The 17839-nt window shown below is 52.6% G+C and carries 17 protein-coding genes and 2 pseudogenes; 9 read left to right on the forward strand and 10 right to left on the reverse strand.

Translation table 11 applies throughout. The features are described from left to right. Positions 1-156: 156 nt before the first annotated feature. Positions 157-615 carry a hypothetical protein gene (locus ACK3CJ_RS15065; protein WP_409523035.1) on the reverse strand — a complete coding sequence of 153 codons (459 nt, stop codon included), beginning with the start codon at positions 613-615 and terminating at the stop codon, positions 157-159. 119 nt (positions 616-734) lie between these two features. Here ACK3CJ_RS15065 and tnpA point away from each other — a divergent pair, with 119 nt between their 5' ends. The 3 genes from tnpA to tnpC are packed head-to-tail and all read left to right on the forward strand — an operon-like array spanning position 735 to position 2997. Further along, complete coding sequence (gene tnpA, locus ACK3CJ_RS15070) at positions 735-1028, forward strand: IS66 family insertion sequence element accessory protein TnpA (protein WP_409523036.1); 294 nt, start codon at positions 735-737, stop codon at positions 1026-1028. Beyond that, positions 1028-1375: an IS66 family insertion sequence element accessory protein TnpB gene (gene tnpB / locus ACK3CJ_RS15075; RefSeq protein ID WP_409523037.1), complete on the forward strand. Its 348-nt coding sequence runs from the start codon at positions 1028-1030 to the stop codon at positions 1373-1375. Before tnpA ends, tnpB begins: the two co-directional genes overlap by 1 nt. A gap of 26 nt (positions 1376-1401) precedes the next feature. Continuing rightward, complete coding sequence (tnpC, locus tag ACK3CJ_RS15080) at positions 1402-2997, forward strand: IS66 family transposase (RefSeq protein ID WP_409523038.1); 1596 nt, start codon at positions 1402-1404, stop codon at positions 2995-2997. 258 nt (positions 2998-3255) lie between these two features. On the opposite strand, the pseudogene ACK3CJ_RS22195 reads toward tnpC, so the two are convergent. The 8 genes and pseudogenes from ACK3CJ_RS22195 to ACK3CJ_RS15120 form a co-directional block, all read right to left on the reverse strand. Next, positions 3256-3482, reverse strand: a pseudogene (locus tag ACK3CJ_RS22195) (transposase); the annotation flags it as partial. A gap of 263 nt (positions 3483-3745) precedes the next feature. After that, on the reverse strand, positions 3746-3946 hold the full coding sequence (locus ACK3CJ_RS15090; RefSeq protein WP_409523040.1) for a hypothetical protein: 201 nt from the start codon (positions 3944-3946) through the stop codon (positions 3746-3748). Positions 3947-4071: 125 nt separating this feature from the next. Then, a pseudogene (locus ACK3CJ_RS15095) lies at positions 4072-4284 on the reverse strand (transposase); the annotation flags it as partial. A 46-nt stretch (positions 4285-4330) separates the two neighbouring features. Further along, positions 4331-4948 (reverse strand): LysE family translocator, encoded by a 618-nt coding sequence (locus ACK3CJ_RS15100; protein WP_409523041.1) that lies wholly within the window; start codon positions 4946-4948, stop codon positions 4331-4333. A gap of 98 nt (positions 4949-5046) precedes the next feature. After that, entirely contained in the window at positions 5047-5469 is a 423-nt protein-coding gene (locus ACK3CJ_RS15105) for a hypothetical protein (protein WP_409523042.1), read from the reverse strand. A gap of 375 nt (positions 5470-5844) precedes the next feature. After that, positions 5845-6939 carry an alanine racemase gene (gene alr / locus ACK3CJ_RS15110; protein WP_409523043.1) on the reverse strand — a complete coding sequence of 365 codons (1095 nt, stop codon included), beginning with the start codon at positions 6937-6939 and terminating at the stop codon, positions 5845-5847. A gap of 34 nt (positions 6940-6973) precedes the next feature. Further along, entirely contained in the window at positions 6974-7363 is a 390-nt protein-coding gene (locus ACK3CJ_RS15115; protein WP_151703185.1) for a RidA family protein, read from the reverse strand. A gap of 81 nt (positions 7364-7444) precedes the next feature. Continuing rightward, entirely contained in the window at positions 7445-8701 is a 1257-nt protein-coding gene (locus tag ACK3CJ_RS15120; protein WP_409523044.1) for a D-amino acid dehydrogenase, read from the reverse strand. A 133-nt stretch (positions 8702-8834) separates the two neighbouring features. Between ACK3CJ_RS15120 and ACK3CJ_RS15125 the strand changes: the two genes are divergently transcribed. From ACK3CJ_RS15125 to ACK3CJ_RS15150, 6 genes are all read left to right on the forward strand, one after another. Further along, the gene (locus tag ACK3CJ_RS15125) at positions 8835-9332 is read left to right on the forward strand and encodes an Lrp/AsnC ligand binding domain-containing protein (protein WP_409523045.1); all 498 of its coding nucleotides are present in this window, start codon (positions 8835-8837) and stop codon (positions 9330-9332) included. 300 nt (positions 9333-9632) lie between these two features. Continuing rightward, positions 9633-10580: a GTP cyclohydrolase FolE2 gene (gene folE2, locus ACK3CJ_RS15130; protein WP_409523046.1), complete on the forward strand. Its 948-nt coding sequence runs from the start codon at positions 9633-9635 to the stop codon at positions 10578-10580. A 171-nt stretch (positions 10581-10751) separates the two neighbouring features. Continuing rightward, positions 10752-11528: a TlyA family RNA methyltransferase gene (locus ACK3CJ_RS15135; protein ID WP_409523047.1), complete on the forward strand. Its 777-nt coding sequence runs from the start codon at positions 10752-10754 to the stop codon at positions 11526-11528. Further along, positions 11525-12340, forward strand: a complete 816-nt coding sequence (locus ACK3CJ_RS15140) for an RluA family pseudouridine synthase (RefSeq protein ID WP_409523048.1) — start codon at positions 11525-11527, stop codon at positions 12338-12340. Before ACK3CJ_RS15135 ends, ACK3CJ_RS15140 begins: the two co-directional genes overlap by 4 nt. Positions 12341-12355: 15 nt before the next feature. After that, positions 12356-13885, forward strand: coding sequence for a carbon-nitrogen hydrolase family protein (locus tag ACK3CJ_RS15145; RefSeq protein ID WP_409523049.1), 1530 nt, complete (start codon positions 12356-12358; stop codon positions 13883-13885). A 93-nt stretch (positions 13886-13978) separates the two neighbouring features. After that, positions 13979-15742 carry an SLC13 family permease gene (locus tag ACK3CJ_RS15150; RefSeq protein WP_409523050.1) on the forward strand — a complete coding sequence of 588 codons (1764 nt, stop codon included), beginning with the start codon at positions 13979-13981 and terminating at the stop codon, positions 15740-15742. A gap of 85 nt (positions 15743-15827) precedes the next feature. Here the strand turns inward: ACK3CJ_RS15150 and ACK3CJ_RS15155 are convergent, their stop codons facing one another. Continuing rightward, the gene (locus ACK3CJ_RS15155; RefSeq protein WP_409523051.1) at positions 15828-17726 is read right to left on the reverse strand and encodes a trypsin-like serine peptidase; all 1899 of its coding nucleotides are present in this window, start codon (positions 17724-17726) and stop codon (positions 15828-15830) included. Positions 17727-17839 lie beyond the last annotated feature (113 nt).

Genomic DNA, 17839 nt, shown 5'->3' on the forward strand with positions numbered 1-17839 from the left:
CGCATGACATCGAGGATAATCCAGTTCAGCGACACCGCACTCGCACGCGTGGAAACACCGGTTCCGATATTGTCTCCGGGTAAGAAAAAAAATACACCGTGCCCATATATGGGCGTATGCCAGCACAGCCGACTCGCCGTTGACCGCCTTGATACGTCATTGCCACCCCTCAATAATCGTGATCTCATCAGTGTACTGAAGTACTTCAATCATGAAATTGATACCCATTGAGGCGCCACCTTTTGCGTCATCCCCCTTGTAAAGCTTTTGGTAGGATTCTAACGTGAATGACTCCATTGTCTCGAAGTTGGTCGCCTTGACAGACGTTACCCCAATCCCTCGGGAAGAAAAAAACACCACTGCTCTTTGATTCTGGTCAGGCGTAAGTGACATTACGGGTACATCAAAGATATATGCACCATTGTCTTCTGCAGCATACTGGAAATAGTTTCTAGTTTTCGGAATTTCAACGATGACGAACTTGTCGTATTCCTGTTCCAGCATCGATCGGATTGAACTAGAAAGCTGTCCAATCTGCGAGTGGCTTTCGCTTGCTGCGCTAGCGAAGAATGAGACCGCGAGGAAAGTGGTGGCGACGATTTTGAGGAAGTTCACGATATCACCTCTTTGACGTATAACGAGCCTGTAGAAAGTAACCGTTCATTCTAAGGCGTTCTGCCCATCCCATATGTCGCGCGCTAAGCTGGTCTCTTCATCTTTCAGGAGACCATCACATGAAGCAGTACACCCGCCGTACCCCACAACAGTGGCAAGTCATTATCGATCAGTGGCATGATAGTGGCCTGTCTGCCTCCCGCTTTTGTGAAGAGATGGCCGTAGGCTATGCCAGCTTCTGCAACTGGCGCAAACGGCTGGCAGCTGAGCGGCTTCCAGCCCCTCAATACCAGAGACCAGAAGACGCGACCTTCATTGACCTCGGTACCTTGTCAGCCAGTAGCCCAGGGAGTGGCTGGTCGATCGTACTCAGCCTGGGCGAGGGCATCGAACTACGCCTGAGTCGCCCCTGATGTTCGCGCCCGGCAATCTGGCTCGGATCTGGCTCTGCACCCAACCGACCGATATGCGCAAATCGTTTCAGGGGCTGAGCGCACTGGTGAAGAACCAGCTTGATCTCAACCCGCTCAGTGGTCAGTATTTCGTCTTCGTTAATCGGCGTAAGACCCATATGAAGGTGCTCTATTTTGAACCGTCCGGCTATTGCCTATGGAGCAAGCGGCTGGAACAGGGGCAGTTCCGCGTGAGCCCCTCATCGAGCGGACAACGTGCCTTGAGCTGGACCGACCTGCAACTGATTCTGGATGGCGTTGAAGTGCAAAAAACCCGTCAATACAAACGCTATCAACACCCGATGTAAGACCGGTTCTGGTATAATCCACCGCCATGAAAATGATGTCGACACCCCTTCAAACAACTTGCTCCGATGACGACCTGACGGTCGCAGAGCTGGCACGCCTGAACGCCGAGAACGGTGTACTGCGTGATGAAAACGCGGCTTTGAAACGTCGGGTTGCCTGGTTCGAGAAGCAGCTGTTCGGCGAGACATCGGAGAAGCGTCCGGTCGACAATCCTCATCAGCCCAGCCTGCTGGGCGAAGTGCCTCCGCTGACGGAGCCAGAAGGCGAACAGGTCACGATCACCTACCAGCGTGGCACAGCACTCAAACAACGTCCCGACGACTGCGTCAACGACACTGGCCTGCGCTTTAATAGCGAGGTGCCGGTTGAAGTGATCGAACTACCCGCACCAGAACTGGAGAGTGCTGACGCGGAGCAGTTCGAGATCATCGGCACCAAAAGCACCTTCCGACTGGCCCAGCGTCCGGCGAGCTATGTGGTGCTGCAGTACAACCGCCCGGTGGTCAAACGCAAGGGCGCTGATCAGCCACTGCCCAGCCCGGCTCCGAGCAATGTGCTGGATCGTAGCCTGGCAGATGTCAGTCTGCTGTCAGGTCTGCTGGTCGACAAGTTCCTGTATCACCTGCCGTTGCACCGTCAGCACCAACGTATCACTCAGGCTGGTATCACGCTGAGCCGGGCGACCCTGACCACGTTGGTCAAACGCGCCATCGAACTTCTGCGGCCAATCGTGGATGCCCAACTGATCAATGTGCTGCGCAGCCAGGTGTTGGCGATGGATGAAACCCCGATCAAAGCGGGCAAGGCCGCGAAAGGCAAATTGAAGCAGAGCTGGTTCTGGCCATTGTATGGTGATCAGGACGAAGTGGTGTTCACCTTCTCCGCCAGTCGGGGACGACAGCATATCGAGGCCGTCCTGAAGAAACAGTTCACCGGCACACTGATCAGCGACGGCTATGCGGCTTATGCCTGCTATGCTGAACAGAATGCTGGGATCACCCATGCTCAGTGCTGGGTACACAGCCGTCGTCAGTTCCTTGAGGCGGAGCAGGACGAGCCAGCGGCGGTACGCCAGGCGCTGGATCATATCGCTGAACTGTACCGAATCGAGGAGCAGATCCGGTCACAAGGCCTGAGCAGTGAGAAGAAACATCTGTATCGACTGGCGTGCAGCAAACCCGTGGTGGACACCTTCTTCGAGTGGTGTGAGCGCCAGTTACAACGCAACGATCTGACGCCGAAGAATCCGTTGCTGCAAGCGGTTCATTACGTGCTGAAACGGAAGACAGAGCTACGGGTATTCCTGGAGGATCCGGAGGTGCCGCTGGATACCAATCATCTGGAGCGAACCCTGCGTCCGATCCCAATGGGGCGTAAAGCCTGGTTGTTCTGTTGGACGGAGCTGGGTGCCGAACATGTGGGTATTATCCAGAGCCTGATCAGCACCTGTAAACTGCACGGAATCGACCCCTATACCTATTTGACTGACGTACTGCTGCGGGTAAATGAGCATCCGGCCAGCCGTGTACTGGAGTTGACACCACGTGTGTGGAAGCAGCGGTTCGCGGAGCAGCCACTGCGGTCGGACCTGTACCGAGCGGTAGAGCGCATCACGGATTGACGGTTCCGCTGCATCCCTGCAGCGCTCGTCTCGTCCTGAAAAGGGACAGAGGCTCTCGTCTTGAGAGTTCGGCCGTCCCTGGCCCCTCTGTCTGATATAACCTTATCGCCTGACTATCTGGGTGTATATAGGAAAAAATCCTAAATGCTCAATCGTCCGTTGATATGAGGCATTGCCGGTTACAGTCGTCACAATGTCAATGACGCCTTAGAATGAACGGTTACTGTAGAAAAACTAATCTAATCCGCCTTCTTTACTTCAACTACTTAGCTGACCGTATTTCACCAGTTTTTCAACATTGTGCACTAAGCAGTATAACTGCCACTGGCCCTGAACCTTGCTTTTGCCGCGCAAGCTAAAGCGGTTTAACCTTTTGTTGGTCCCAATGTTGCCGAATACAGTTTCACCTCAGACATGCGGTGACTATAAATCTGCTTACCCTTCGGGCTATCCACACGGTGTTTTATCCAGTCGGTGTAGGTTGGCCGTGCTCATTGATTCTGATACCTCGATGAGGTATCTGCTCACCCGCTGGACACATGCACGTCATCATCACTGAATCGAACTGGAACTCACTGGCCGGAATGAGGTGTTTAGCTTTAGGTTTACCGGGTGTCTGGTGGCGCTTGCCATATTTGCCTTTCTGGTGCTCACTGAGGTGATGGTGAATCAGACGTTTGAGCTTCTGGCGTTTTTGTTCCAGCTCCTTAAACGTACCAGACTATTCCTTGGACGCATTGGAGCGCATTCATAGCCGCCCGGTACGGCGTAGATAACCTTGATAATCTCGACCCATCTCTTCGATCACGTCGCGCTCGTACGTCTTGCGACGGTGAGTGTGGGCTTCGGTAAACAGAGCGATGACTCTCTCGGCCTCTGGGCAGGCGGTAAAGCCTGTATCGTAGTGGGTGTCGATGTCCATTCCACCATCGCCAGTGAACGTACGCACGACAAAGCCACCAAAGATCACGTCTCCAACACCGTCCTTGCGCAGTCGGGCCAGCGATGGTGCTTCAACAGTGCCAAGCTCGACGAGCTCCAATCCACGGAAATATCATGAAACCCCGCATGTCTCTATGACTTGCGACAGGTATCCCAGCTCATCGCTGCCTTCTTTCGTTTTCGCTGTATACCTGCCTTAAAGGTTTTTTCACTATTCAAGAAGCTCATTGCAACGTGTCTGATCGCTGCCAAGTTCTCGGTCGCATCTTCTCGACGTATCCGACAGGCATCCTCTTTAAATCCAACATCCAGACACCAGTACAATTTACTCTCAATGTGCCAGTGCTAGAAAGGGGTTTCATGATATTTCCCTGCGCCGTTATTGGCCTTGTTAAGGCTTTGCAATTAGGTATGCACCTGCGCCAACCATAAAACCACCAGCGACCCCTTTAACTGCCCGTTCTGCTTTGAACCCTCTGGCAAATGATGCGACTCTCATTGCAGAATATGCATAACCCAATTTGACGCCACCCACTGCGACTATGGTTAAAACAACAATTATTGCTATATCCAAAGTATTGATGGTGGCCAGATCGACAAAAGCGGGAAACAGGCTCGCATAGAAAAATATGGCCTTCACATCTCCAAGGGTGAGGATTAATCCAGAGAAAAAACTTGCTGACAATGTCGATGCTGACCGACCAGAAGCCGCTACTAGAGATAAAGGCTTCGATCTCAAAAGGCCTATACCAAACCAGATTAGGTATGCACCCGCCAAATACTTTAGAATCAAGAATATGCTGCCCATAGCTTCGGCTAACACGGCCATTCCAAGAACAGCGAGAAGAACAAAAACGAGATCACCGACTACGATTCCAGCCGCAACAGCACAGCCGTTTAAGAATCCGGCTGTCGAAGATCGGGCAACAACCAAAGCGACGCTAGTGCTCGGAACGAGCGCCAAAATCGTCATCACGACAAACAAAGCTATCATCTCAACTTGGCTCATAGCAATCCCTAGGCTTAACACCCGCAGCACACGTGGCTTTGTAGTGGACGCGAAGCTGCAACGTAAAAGTCATCGCTGTGACTGCGCTTGCTAAGTGATCACGTGTCTCGGCCGACATAGATTTTATCTCCATGCAGCTCGCAGAACCAAAATGGCTCATGATCATGAGCCCCGAAGAATTGCACCAAAATAAAATTGAGCCCTTGAAATACTATTTCCTTGGCCACGAACCTATCAATCTCGTGATGCAGCTCTTTGGGGTACCTGGTTATAGCCTCCTCCTTAGCTGCCATCACAATCTCTTCAACCAAACCAGGGCGAGATAGTGATCTAGCTATAAAGTCCGAAAAGTCCTCCGGCGGCTCAGAAAACCCATCATACGCCACACTCAATCGAACCCCATTATAGGAACCGATCCAATATTGTTCTTGATCGTCCCACAGAAGCCGTCCAGCACCGCGTATTTCAATCTTCGACTGCGCAGGTTCCTGTCTTCTAAATATCCTCTTCAGAAACTCCATAAACCGGCCATTCTCACTTAACATTCTATATTCTAAACATGCTCATTTTGCCATTTCTGATATCCAGAGCATGACAATGTATCAGATTGATTTACATACACTATCACAATAGTCCACACTATCCAGTTAAAGCAATTCGAGTATGCTCAATATACTGTATAAAAACACGCTACCGCCCCGTTGGGGCTCCATCACAGCAAGTCGGTAGTTCCAGATTGTTTAACGAACTTAGCTCAGATTATTGGCAGCTGCAATTGCCAGAAGGCAGTTTCTGGCTCATGACATCTACAAACTGTATGAAGAACCGAACCGGATGTACCAATCAGTTGGCACTAGAGCTGCAAGGAGTGGTACCACCACTCCGGTCACACTAGCTCAGGCATTCACATATTCACGCTTGACCCGTCGTGTCAGGCAGGTCAGCAGGGTGTAGGGGATGGTATCGCACCAGGTTGCCACTTCGCTAACAGGTAGCTGTTTACCCCACAGTTCTACCTTATCACCCACTTTGGCCTGTGGAATATCCGTCAGATCTATTGTCAGCATATCCATCGACACACGCCCGGCCAGAGAGGTTCTCTGCCCATGCACGATAACCGGTGTTCCGCTGCGGGCATGGCGTGGATAGCCGTCGCCATAACCCATCGCCACAGTACCGATACGACGTACTTGATCACACACATAGCTGCAGCCATAACCAACCGCCTCACCTGCCGAAACATCGCGCACGGCAATGATCTGAGAGGTCAGAGTCATGGCAGGCTGCAGCTGATCTGCCACCTCCTGACTACCGGCAAACGGATTGGCGCCATAGAGCATGATACCCGGCCTTAACCACTGACCATGCGCATCAGGCCAGGCCATGACACCCGCCGAGTTAGACAGACTGACCGGAAGATCCAGACCCGATGCGACACGTTCAAAGCAGGTGATCTGCTCACGGGTCACGGGCCGCTCAGGCTCGTCTGAGCAGGCAAAATGAGTCATCAGGACGATATCCCTGACCCCTTTCAGCCTGCGCAGACGCTCAACCACCTCAGCAGTCCGCTCGGGCGCAAAACCCAGCCGATGCATGCCGCTATCAACCTTGACCCAGATATTCAGCGTCAGCGTAGCTGCCGGATCAGAGAGCCTGCTCTCCAGTGCCAGCAACTGCTCATCCGTGTGCAATGCCGACCAGAAACCATAAGACTCTATCTGATCCAGTTCGGAGGCTTCGAAAAAGCCCTCAAGCAGCAGTATCGGCTGGGTAATGCCAGCCTCTCTGAGCTCAATGGCTTCCTCTATGGCCGCCACCCCGAAAGCCGGCACCTCATCAGCCAGCGCCTTTGCTACCTGAACAGCACCATGCCCATAGGCATCCGCCTTGATAATGGCGGCTGCTCTGGCAGCAGGTGCCTGGGCCTTTGCCAATCGATAGTTATGCTTGATTGCAGCCAGATCTATGACTGCACGTGCTTGTCTTGCCATGATGGTTTCCGATCAGCCTTACACAAAAAATGGATCAGTCGTTCAGCACCATGACGGCTTCGACTTCAATATCGGCATCCTTGGGCAGCGCTTTGACTGCGTAGGCAGCGCGCGCCGGGAAGGGCTCGTTGAAGTAACGGGTCATGATCTCGTTGACCTGGGCAAAGTTTGCCAGATCGGTCAGTAGAATGGTCAGCTTCACACAATCAGCCAGTGAGCCACCGGCTGCTTCAGCCACTGCACTCAGGTTGTCAAACACCTGTACGGCCTGAGCCTCGAATGATTCGGTCACCATCTCCATGGTGGCTGGATTCAGCGGAATCTGGCCAGACATGTAAACCGTGTTACCTGCTTTGACTGCCTGAGAATAAGGGCCGATAGCGGCAGGTGCCTTGTCAGTGCTGATGATCGTTTTGTTGGACATGATGTCTCCAGTAATTTTAATGATATTGGCAGCAGGCATGGGCAAGCACTACCCTTTCCCACCCGCTGCCGGATTAAACCATTATTTGCGGTAACGCTGAATCCCCAGACCGTCAGGATCGATATCCGGTGTGCGGTTACTGATCAGATCGGTCACCAGTTTTGCCGAGCCCAGCGACATGGTCCAGCCCAGCGTGCCATGTCCGGTATTGAGGTACAGACTCGGGAAGTGTGTTGCCCCGACAATCGGTGTGCCGTCTGGCGTCATCGGACGCAGCCCGGTCCAGAACTCAGCGCGTGACATATCGCCACCGCCACCAAACAGATCGTTCACGACAAATTCGACATTCTTGCGACGACTTTCCGGCAATGACAGATCATAGCCGGTCAGCTCGGCCGTACCACCCACACGAATACGATCACCGAGTCGGCTCAGAGCGATCTTGTAGGTTTCATCCATTACGGTGGACACCGGCGCGCGATCTTCGTCTACGATGGGCAGCGTCAGGGAGTAGCCTTTTACCGGATAGATCGGCACATCCAACCCCAGTGGCTTGAGCATTTTCGGGCTGAAGCTACCCAGTGCCAGCAGATAGCGATCTGCTTTCAGTGTCTCGCCCTTAATGCGAATTCCAGTGACATCACGCCCATCGGATTCCAGCCCCTCAACCGAGGTGTTGAACAGGAATTTGACGCCGTTTTCTTCACAAAGCTTTGCCAGACGCTGCGTAAACAGGAAGCAATCGCCTGTTTCATCACCGGGCAGACGCAATCCGCCTTTGAGCTTTTCTTTAACATGACCCAGTGCCGGCTCATAGCCCACCACCTGTTCCACAGACAGTTGCTCGAACTTGACGCCGCACTCCAGCAGAATTTTCATATCCTGCTCAGCACCATCCACCTGCTTCTGAGTTCTGAACAGCTGAATCAGACCCTTGGCACGGTTATCATATTCGATACCCACAGAGGCACGCAGATCGATCAGGCAATCGCGACTGTACTCGGCGATTCTGAGCATGCGTGACTTATTCACCGCATAGGCTTTTTCAGTGCAGTTTGACAGCATCTGTGCCATCCAGCGCATCTGAACGGGGTCCATCTGTGGTTTTATGCGCAGCGGCGCAAGATCCTGCATCATCCACTTGATCGCCTTGAGCGGTATGCCAGGCGCAGCCCAGGGTGCAGAGTAACCGGGGGAGATCTGCCCCGCATTGGCAAAACTGGTCTCCAGTGCCGGCTCTGGCTGACGGTCAATCACCGTTACCTCGTGTCCTGCCTGTGACAGATACCAGGCGCTGGTTACGCCCACCACACCACTGCCGAGAATCATTACGTGCATAGCGACCACTCCGGAACTGAAAAATTTAAACGCGATATATGTCTATTCTAGGCCAAATTAAACAGAAATTTTTTTTGATTTCAGAGACAAATCAGGTGATTATTTCGCTATAAAGAAAAATTCAGGAAATTCCATGCGTAGCAAGACTGTAAAATCACCACCGAGAAAGCTGGACCGTATTGATCGCAACATATTGAATGTCCTGCAACAGGAGGGCCGCATCTCCTATACAGAGCTCGCCGATCGTGTGGGGCTATCGACCACACCTTGCATGGAGCGCGTCAAACGTCTGGAGCGTGATGACTTCATCACCGGCTATCACGCCAACATCAACCCTGAAAGGCTCGGCTATGACCTGCTGGTGTTTGTCGAAATAGCCCTGTCTTACCAATCTGCTGACGCTTTCGAGCATTTCAGCAAGGCGGTCACCGATCTGCCCTATATCATGGAGTGCCATCTGGTTTCGGGCGATGCCGATTATCTGCTCAAAGCAAGACTTGAGGATATGTCCCACTATCGTGAGCTGCTCGGCGATATGCTGCTGAAGCTGCCGGGAGTGAAAAACTCTAAAAGCTACATTGTCATGGAGAGCGTCAAGGAGAGTCTTCAGCTTCCCATCAAGCGAAATTGAGGAACCCGATTGATAATGGTGCTTTAAAACACACTTATCTTTGAAAATGAGACGCAAAGAGGCGATAATGCACGGTTTCCAATCGCACGGACTCACGGGAGCCTGTGGAGATTGTCAGAATCCGTTAAAAATCGGCACTGATCTGCTGATCCATAAAGGAGATGTCGGCGTAGTTACGTTGCAATGAGTCGTTGGAGCAACTGCGAAAAGATCGCAGGTGGCGTACAGGGACAAGCGAAATGACACGACATTGTATAATATGACGGTATCACTACGTCACTGCTGATGAAGAGGCTGCTCATGAATGCGAAACTGGAGATGCCGGACATCGCCGCAACTGCCCGCCCACTGGCGCGCGAAACAATCGACTGGGTGGGGATGAGTCAGATCTCTCTACCGGTCAACATGCTACAGGAAGATGGACGCCTGCAGCCTGTTGTTGCACACCTTGATATCCATGTCGATGTAGTGAACCCAGAGGTCAAGGGCATTCACATGTCGCGCCTTTATCTGCTGCTGAATGATTTTGCGGCAGACCAGGTGATCGACGCCAACTCTCTGCATCAGTTGCTGAGTAACATCTGTGAAAGCCACGAAGGGATCAGCGAATCCGCCATTATTCAGTTCCGCTTTGACTATCCACTGAAGCGCCCTGCGCTGAAGAGTGAGTTCAGCGGCTGGAAGCCTTACCCGACCGTTATTCAGGTCGTACAGAGTAAAGGTGAGTACGCGATAGAACTGGGTGTGACCGTCCCCTACTCTTCAACCTGCCCCTGTTCTGCTGCATTGTCACGACAGTTGCTGCAGCAGGCATTTCGTGATGATTTCAGCAATCAGGATATGGTTCCCCGGGAGCAGGTGGAATCCTGGTTGCGCTCCGAGCGCGGTAGCGTGGCAACTCCGCACAGCCAGAGAAGCTATGCACGCATCTGGATCCGTCTGGACCCTGCAGAAGTGGCAGCCCTGCCGGTTATAGATCTTATCAACAGAGCTGAAGATGCGCTGCAGACACCGGTTCAGACAGCCGTCAAACGCGAAGATGAGCAGGAGTTTGCACGACTCAACGGCGCTAATATGATGTTCTGTGAAGATGCTGCAAGACGCCTGAAATCGGCCCTTAACCGCGTATCCAGCTATAAGGATTTCTGGGTAAGAGTTGAGCATCATGAAAGCCTGCATGACCATGATGCAGTTGCAGTTGTCAGCAAGGGTATCCCCGGCGGGTACAAGCCATTACTGCAGCGTTGATCACCCATGCCGGCTCTTCGATGGAGCGCCGGCGCTTATTTTTACGACACCATCTCACCTCCTTGACTAACCCGCCTACTGTCGCAGAAATGGCGACACAAGTCGGCAGACTGTATTACATACACTGCACATCTCCTATAATGGTGATTGTTTCATTCGCCGGAAAACACTATGCAACGTCTTGACCTTCTACTGACCGAGCGCGGGCTGTGCCGAAGCCGCAGCCAGGCCCAGCAGATTATTGCCGATGAACGCGTCAGCTACCGAATCGATAACCACTGGAAAACCACCACGAAGCCGGGCCTTAAACTGTCTGAAGAGACCGAGCTGCATATCACTCCCGGCGGCGCCGATCATTTTGTTTCCCGCGGCGCGCTGAAACTATTGGATGCACTCGAATACTGCCCGATCCCGATAAAAGGTGCCATCGCGCTGGATATTGGCCAATCAACAGGAGGTTTCACTGACTGTCTGTTGCAGCAGGGAGCCACCAGAGTGATAGGCATAGAGGTCGGCCATGATCAACTGGCACAGAAGCTGCGACAGGATCCCAGAGTGATCTGCTATGAAGGTAGCAACGCACGCAATCTGGATAAGGACGAACTACTTCAGCACACCGCGGGTAATGGCTTTGATCTGGTGGTGATGGATGTATCCTTCATTTCTCAGACATTGATTCTGCCTGGATTGCCACCACTGCTGAAACCTGGCGGTGTATTGATCTCGTTGGTCAAACCACAGTTTGAAGTAGGCCCCGAAGGGGTCGGCAAGGGTGGGATTGTTCGCGACAACTCGCTCTATAACGAAGTGCAGGACAAAATCATTCAATGCTGCGAAGCCCATGGACTGGAACCTTTTGCCTACCGGGAAAGTCCTATTCAAGGTGCTGATGGCAATCATGAGTTTCTGTTGCTGGCCAGAAGACCGGCCCAAGAGGAAGAGTCATGAAGTTGTCACTGAAGCATACCATTACCGCCGAAGAGGACGGCCAGGATGCCGCAACCGTTTTGACTCAACTGAGCAAGCTGTCTAAGCAGCGCATCAAGGATGCCATGAATAAAGGCGCCGTGTGGCTGGTGCAGCGCCAGCGTAAACGCCTGCGCCGCAGCACCACCGTCGTCCGCAAAGGCAATACCCTTGAGCTTTACCACGACGCCGAACTGTTGCAGCGCACCCCTCCCGAAGGCGTTCAGTGTTTGTTTGAAAACAAGGCCTGTAGTGTCTGGTACAAACCCGCCGGAATCGTCGCGCAGGGCAATAATTTCGGCGATCACCTATCCTTGATGAGAATCGCAGAAAAACAACTGAACAAGCCTGTTTTTCTGGTGCACCGCCTGGACAGAGAGACTTCCGGTCTGATGTTGCTGGCCCATAATCGCCAGGGTGCTGCCAGCTTGTCGGCTCAGTTCAGAGAAAACCGAGTCAAGAAATGCTATCGAGCCATCGTGATCGGCGAAACAGCAGAAACAGGCAGCATTGATCTCCCGCTGGATGGCAAGACTGCACTGACACACTTCCAGCGCCTGCAGTTCGACAAAGACAAAGGTGTCAGCGAGCTTAGTATCCGCATTGAAACCGGACGCACTCACCAGATAAGACGCCATTTTGAGATGATTGGCCATCCTCTACTGGGGGACCCCAATTATGGCAAACAGAACAAAAACCGTGAAGGTCTGCAGCTTGAAGCCTATGAACTCGGCTTCACCTGTCCGGTAAGTAACAAACCCATGCTGTTCAGTACCAACGAAACAGCCATCTGACATAAGAGGCACGCCATGCAGCACGACGATATGCATCTGATAGTCAGGAATCTGGAACATAGCGACTATCTCCAGCTGGAAATATTGATGGACCGAGTCTACAACGACATCGGTGGCTCCTGGCCCGAACACACCATTCACAAACTGATAGACGATTTTCCCGAAGGGCAGATTGCCATACTCGATGGCGAGCAATTGATCGGGATTGCCCTCACGGTTCAGGTCAGCTATGACAAGTTCAGCAACCCGCACAACTACGATGACCTGATCAGCAAGCGGATGACCATCCTCAATAATCCCGAGGGTGATGCCATCTATGGGCTTGATGTATTGATCCACCCCGATTATCGCGGTTATCGACTGGGCCGCCGCATGTACGATGCGCGCAAAGAGCTCTGTCGGCAGCTGAACCTGCGCGCCATTCTGGCTGGCGGGCGCATCCCCAATTATCACGAGCACTCTGATGAACTGTCTCCGAGTGAGTATATCAATCGGGTTCGAAGCCGTGAGATCTACGATCCAATCCTGAGTTTTCAGCTGGCGAATGATTTTGAGGTCAAACGTCTGCTGGGGCTGTATCTGCCTGAGGACGATAAATCCCAGGGCTACGCCACCTTGCTGGAGTGGAGCAACATTCTGTTTGAGCCGTCAACAAGCGTTATAAACAGCCGCCCGACGCAGGTCCGGGTCGGGGCGGTGCAGTGGCAGATGCGTAAAGTCAGCTCGGTTGAAGAGTTGCTGGAGCAGGTCGAATACTTCATTGACGCCATTACCAACTACCAGAGCGACTTTGCCGTACTGCCGGAGTTTTTCAATGCGCCGCTGATGGGGCTGACCGATCAGACAAACCAGACCGAAGCGATCCGCTTCCTGGCGACACTGACCGACCAGATTCGCACCTATATGTCCAATCTGGCCGTCAGCTATAACATCAACATCATCACCGGCTCCATGCCAGTCATGGAGGGTGAGCACCTCTACAATGTTTCCTACCTGTGTCGTCGGGACGGGACTGTGGCAGAGCAACGCAAGCTGCATATCACACCCCATGAGCGACGTGACTGGGTGATACGTGGTGGTGATGAGCTGGAGGTGTTCGAAACGGATGCAGGTCGTGTCGGTATTCTGATCTGCTATGATGTCGAGTTCCCTGAGCTGGCACGCATACTGGCCGACAAGGATATGGATATTCTCTTCGTGCCCTTCTGGACAGATACCAAGAACGGATATCTGCGCGTTCGTCACTGCGCCCAGGCGCGTGCAATCGAGAACGAGTGCTACGTCGTGATCTGCGGCAGCGTCGGCAACCTCCCTTCAGTAAAAAGCCTTGATGTGCAGTATGCTCAGTCATCGGTATTCTCACCCTCCGATTTCGCCTTCCCACATGATGCCATCATGTCGGAAACCACACCAAACACCGAGATGATCATGTTCTCCGATCTTGATCTTTCACGTATTCGGGTGATTCGTAACGAGGGCTCGGTAACCAATCTGAAGGATCGACGACTGGATCTCTATCGACTGCGCTGGAGAATGGATGGTTAGTTATAAGCAAATTATTTTTTATTCCTTTATATGATAAATAGATAAGGTTATCCTGCTCCCTGAATATATACAGCAAACGGTATTCAGGACATCATGGATTGGCAAGCACTGCTCTGCGCCGCACTCGTTATCGGGGCGCTGGCTACCCTCATCTTCACACGAATCGGCCCTCATCTGGTGATGACGGCCGTGTTGATCATTCTCAGTGTGACCGGCATTCTCAACCCGGCTGAAGCACTTTCGGGCTTCAGTAATCCTGGGTTGATAACGGTCGCATCCATGTTTGTTGTCGCAGCAGGGATCCACCACTCAGGCGGTATTGATATCGTCGTCAAGTATCTGCTGGGCAAACCCGACTCCGTCAGAAAAGCTCAGTTCCGTCTGAGCCTTCCAGTTCTGCTGCTCAGCGGCTTTCTGAATAACACACCGGTTGTTGCGACGATGATTCCGGCCGTTATCTCCTGGTCGAAAAAAATTCGCGTGCCCGTCAACCTGCTGCTTATGCCTCTGAGCTATGCTGCCATTCTCGGCGGCACCCTGACTTTGATCGGCACCAGCACCAATTTGATCGTCAATGGCCAGTTCCAGAGCCTCAGCGGCCATGAGGGCCTGTCACTCTTCTCCATCACCAGTGTCGGCCTGACTGTCGCGGTGGTCGGGCTGTTGTTCATGCTCTGGTGGCTACCCAAGGCCCTTCCACAGCGCGAAAAAGAACAACCCTTCAGCAACCTGCGTGAATTCACGCTCGAAGTTGCCATTGCCTATGGCGGTCCTCTGGTCGGGAAAACAGTTGCCGAAGCGGGGCTGCGCGATCTTGAGCGGGTGTATCTGGTTGAGATCGAACGCGACGGTAATATCGTCACAGCCGTACCTTCACAGGAGCGGTTAAAAGGTGGCGACAGACTGGTATTCGCGGGCGATACGGAAGCGATCATTGATCTGTTACGCATCCATGGCATCGTCGCATCAACTGATGACAGCACACCGACACTCGCCAAAGACAAAGCTGAACGCAGCCTGGTTGAAGCCGTTGTCTCCGCACATTGTGACTGCATCGGACAGACCATTCGCGATTCACGCTTCAGGGATCGTTATGGCGCAGTTGTTCTCGCGGTGGCTCGCGGTGCCAGACGCATCAAGGGCAATCTGGGCAGTATTCGCCTTCAGGCAGGTGACACCCTGCTGCTGGAAGCACGCCCTGCGTTTGTGACACGTCAGCGCCATGCACATGACTTTCTGCTGATCAATGATCTTGAAGCCCAGACACCCCGCCATCAGAAAGCCTGGATCGCCTGGACGATTCTGGCCGGGCTGGTGGCACTGGCATCCTTCGGTGTCACCAGTATGCTCAATGCCGCACTGATGGGTGCTGCTGCCATGCTGCTCACTGGCTGCTGCAGCTCTGGTGATATGCAAAAAAGCCTCGACCTGACAGTCCTGATCACCATTGCGGCATCCTTTGCGCTGGGTGTTGCTCTCTATAAGACCGGACTGGCCAGCTTTCTGGCAGAACATATGGTCTCTTTCAGCAATGGCAATATGCTGCTGATGCTACTGCTGACCTGCCTGGCGGTATCGTTGCTGACGGAGATGATAACCAACAATGCCGCAGCGATTCTGATGCTGCCCATCACCCTGGAAATGACCAATGCAGCAGGCTATGCACCAGAGCCATTCGTGATTGCCATCATGATGGGAGCATCTGCGAGCTTTGCCTCTCCTCTGGGATATCAAACCAATCTGATGGTCTATGGTCCGGGCGGCTACCACTTTACGGACTTCCTCAAAGTGGGCCTGCCCATGAACCTGGTCACCGGCCTGACCACCGTTGGCGCAATCTGGTTTTTCTGGCTTTAACAGCCTTCAGCCCTCAAGGGTTAACTCGCAAGGTTAACCCACCAGCACTCCCTCGCAGGACTTTCCCTGAAAAAGCCCCGGAGCATCAGAAATCGTTGAAGACCTGCCTGAAGGGCGCAAAGCCATCCACAAAACTGAACAGCGTCAGTGAACCATCCGCTGCACGCTGAACCGTCAGATCGAAACGCCCTTCGCCATCACAGGTAAACATGTGCAGGCCATTGACCAGCACCATGGAGCAAAGCGAAGCGCCCTGTTGTGTTGTGACCCTGCCGGATATTCGTGCCCGATTATCAGCCAGTGCAGTCAACCCCTCCACCGACACCGCTGGCGGAACACTGTAGTCAGCCTCCATAGGGATCTGATAGGTGATGTTCTCGGCAATTGGCTGGATGATGCGACTGAACGGCGCGAAGCCATCCGCAAAGGCAAATATGGTGATTTCACCATTACTATCGACTGGCACATCGAGTTCAAAACTTCCCTGACCATCGCAGGAAAACATGTGCTGTCCATTGATCAACACCATAGCGCAGACAGCTATTGGTTGCGCCATCATGGTCGAGACGGTTCCAGTGATAACCACCCTGTCTGCGTCTATCGGATCCGGTACCAACCACTCCCTGAGACCTGGGAATGCAAGGTCGAAGCGACCATAATAATCAGGAAAGGTTGAAAGGGAGCAACTGGAAGATCCACCTGTCAAAATACCAACCAGTTGGTTACTGCCATTGAATATCCCTGAACCACTTGAACCGGACTCAACAACTCCCTTACTCCAGCGCACAACCCAATGTGTATCCGGAAAGGTTGGTCGGTCCCAATAATCGGTACCCGTAATTCGACCGGTGCTGAGCTTCTGGAGATCGCCCCTGGGGTGATGGATACCGCGTATTGACGTTTGCAGCGGCTGTGGCGAACTGGTCCAACCAGCCCTTGCCGTCACAGGCGGCCTCTCGTTGAGATGCATGAATGAGACATCAAGAATACTGTCTGCCGCCAAAAGATCAGCCCCGCCAACCGTGGTCTGCAAGGGAGTAATTGCCTGGTTACTGCCACAGGATGTACTTCTGAAACGCCAGTAGAACTGCATAGATGCAGCTTCGCTGTTACTGCCGACACAATGATTAGCTGTTGCAAACCAGGGTTCCTGACTATTCGCCACATCATTCAGTAACATCCCCGTACAGAGAAACGTTGAACCGAAACCGGAAGTGAACAAGTATTTGGCTGTCGTATCAGACAACAGCAAACTATCGGCATCACAACTGACATCACCATGACAGCTTGACGCATTACCCACTTCGCTCAAGCGCTTCCAGTGCTGAGTCATGACTGAATCATGCAGCACGGATACATAGTCTATCTCAAGTGTTTGTAACGCCAACTGTGCCGGAGTGTCGGTATAGAACTCGACCCGAGCGACACCGCCTTCGATAACCGGCAACCAGTAAACCTCATCTGATGGGTACTCACGAAGCATATCAGCAGTAAAGGGACCGTAGTAATGCTCGGGTAACAAAGGGCTGTAGAGGTATATTTCGACCCCTTCAGGAAAATAGTCCGGATTCAATCCGACACGAAATGCAGCAGGCTGGCCTGGAATGCTCACATCAATAACCGAACGATACTTATCGTCTGCTACCGGTGACCAGTCCAATGATCCCAAGTCAAGATAGGGGAAATCAACAGTGATATACCCATCCCCTACCTTGTAGGCCTTCAGCTGTTGCTGATCTACATCATCAGACGAGCTGGTATCTGGCTCATCAACAGGCAACAATTGCAACTCAACGCGTGCAGACGGTGGCGTAAATTCTGAACGCTTGAGGCTATTCACAACCCCGTTCACCCCACCCTGTAAAGCTTCCTGTTTACTCTCCAGATGTGGAATAAAGGGCGCCGATTCATATTGTGATTCAGCCGCCCAGGACACACCGGCCATCCACACAACAGCAAACGCGAGACATTGCTTGAAGATCATACTAAAGAGCCTCGTTGGTATCACTTAAGTGGTTTACAGCTATAGAAGATTACTCCTACAACTACTAAGTAGCAAAAAGGCCGGATTCTTTGTTTAACAAAGGACCCGGCCTT

The sequence above is a fragment of the Nitrincola salilacus genome (assembly GCF_046271865.1).
Taxonomy (GTDB): domain Bacteria; phylum Pseudomonadota; class Gammaproteobacteria; order Pseudomonadales; family Balneatricaceae; genus Nitrincola; species Nitrincola salilacus.

Coding starts and splice junctions, on each gene's coding strand:
- tnpA (WP_409523036.1), top strand. CDS start 735: ATGAAGCAGTACACCCGCCGTACCCCACAACAGTGGCAAGTCATTATC.
- tnpB (WP_409523037.1), top strand. CDS start 1,028: ATGTTCGCGCCCGGCAATCTGGCTCGGATCTGGCTCTGCACCCAACCG.
- tnpC (WP_409523038.1), top strand. CDS start 1,402: ATGAAAATGATGTCGACACCCCTTCAAACAACTTGCTCCGATGACGAC.
- ACK3CJ_RS15100 (WP_409523041.1), bottom strand. CDS start 4,948: ATGAGCCAAGTTGAGATGATAGCTTTGTTTGTCGTGATGACGATTTTG.
- ACK3CJ_RS15105 (WP_409523042.1), bottom strand. CDS start 5,469: ATGGAGTTTCTGAAGAGGATATTTAGAAGACAGGAACCTGCGCAGTCG.
- alr (WP_409523043.1), bottom strand. CDS start 6,939: ATGGCAAGACAAGCACGTGCAGTCATAGATCTGGCTGCAATCAAGCAT.
- ACK3CJ_RS15115 (WP_151703185.1), bottom strand. CDS start 7,363: ATGTCCAACAAAACGATCATCAGCACTGACAAGGCACCTGCCGCTATC.
- ACK3CJ_RS15120 (WP_409523044.1), bottom strand. CDS start 8,701: ATGCACGTAATGATTCTCGGCAGTGGTGTGGTGGGCGTAACCAGCGCC.
- ACK3CJ_RS15125 (WP_409523045.1), top strand. CDS start 8,835: ATGCGTAGCAAGACTGTAAAATCACCACCGAGAAAGCTGGACCGTATT.
- folE2 (WP_409523046.1), top strand. CDS start 9,633: ATGAATGCGAAACTGGAGATGCCGGACATCGCCGCAACTGCCCGCCCA.
- ACK3CJ_RS15135 (WP_409523047.1), top strand. CDS start 10,752: ATGCAACGTCTTGACCTTCTACTGACCGAGCGCGGGCTGTGCCGAAGC.
- ACK3CJ_RS15140 (WP_409523048.1), top strand. CDS start 11,525: ATGAAGTTGTCACTGAAGCATACCATTACCGCCGAAGAGGACGGCCAG.
- ACK3CJ_RS15145 (WP_409523049.1), top strand. CDS start 12,356: ATGCAGCACGACGATATGCATCTGATAGTCAGGAATCTGGAACATAGC.
- ACK3CJ_RS15150 (WP_409523050.1), top strand. CDS start 13,979: ATGGATTGGCAAGCACTGCTCTGCGCCGCACTCGTTATCGGGGCGCTG.
- ACK3CJ_RS15155 (WP_409523051.1), bottom strand. CDS start 17,726: ATGATCTTCAAGCAATGTCTCGCGTTTGCTGTTGTGTGGATGGCCGGT.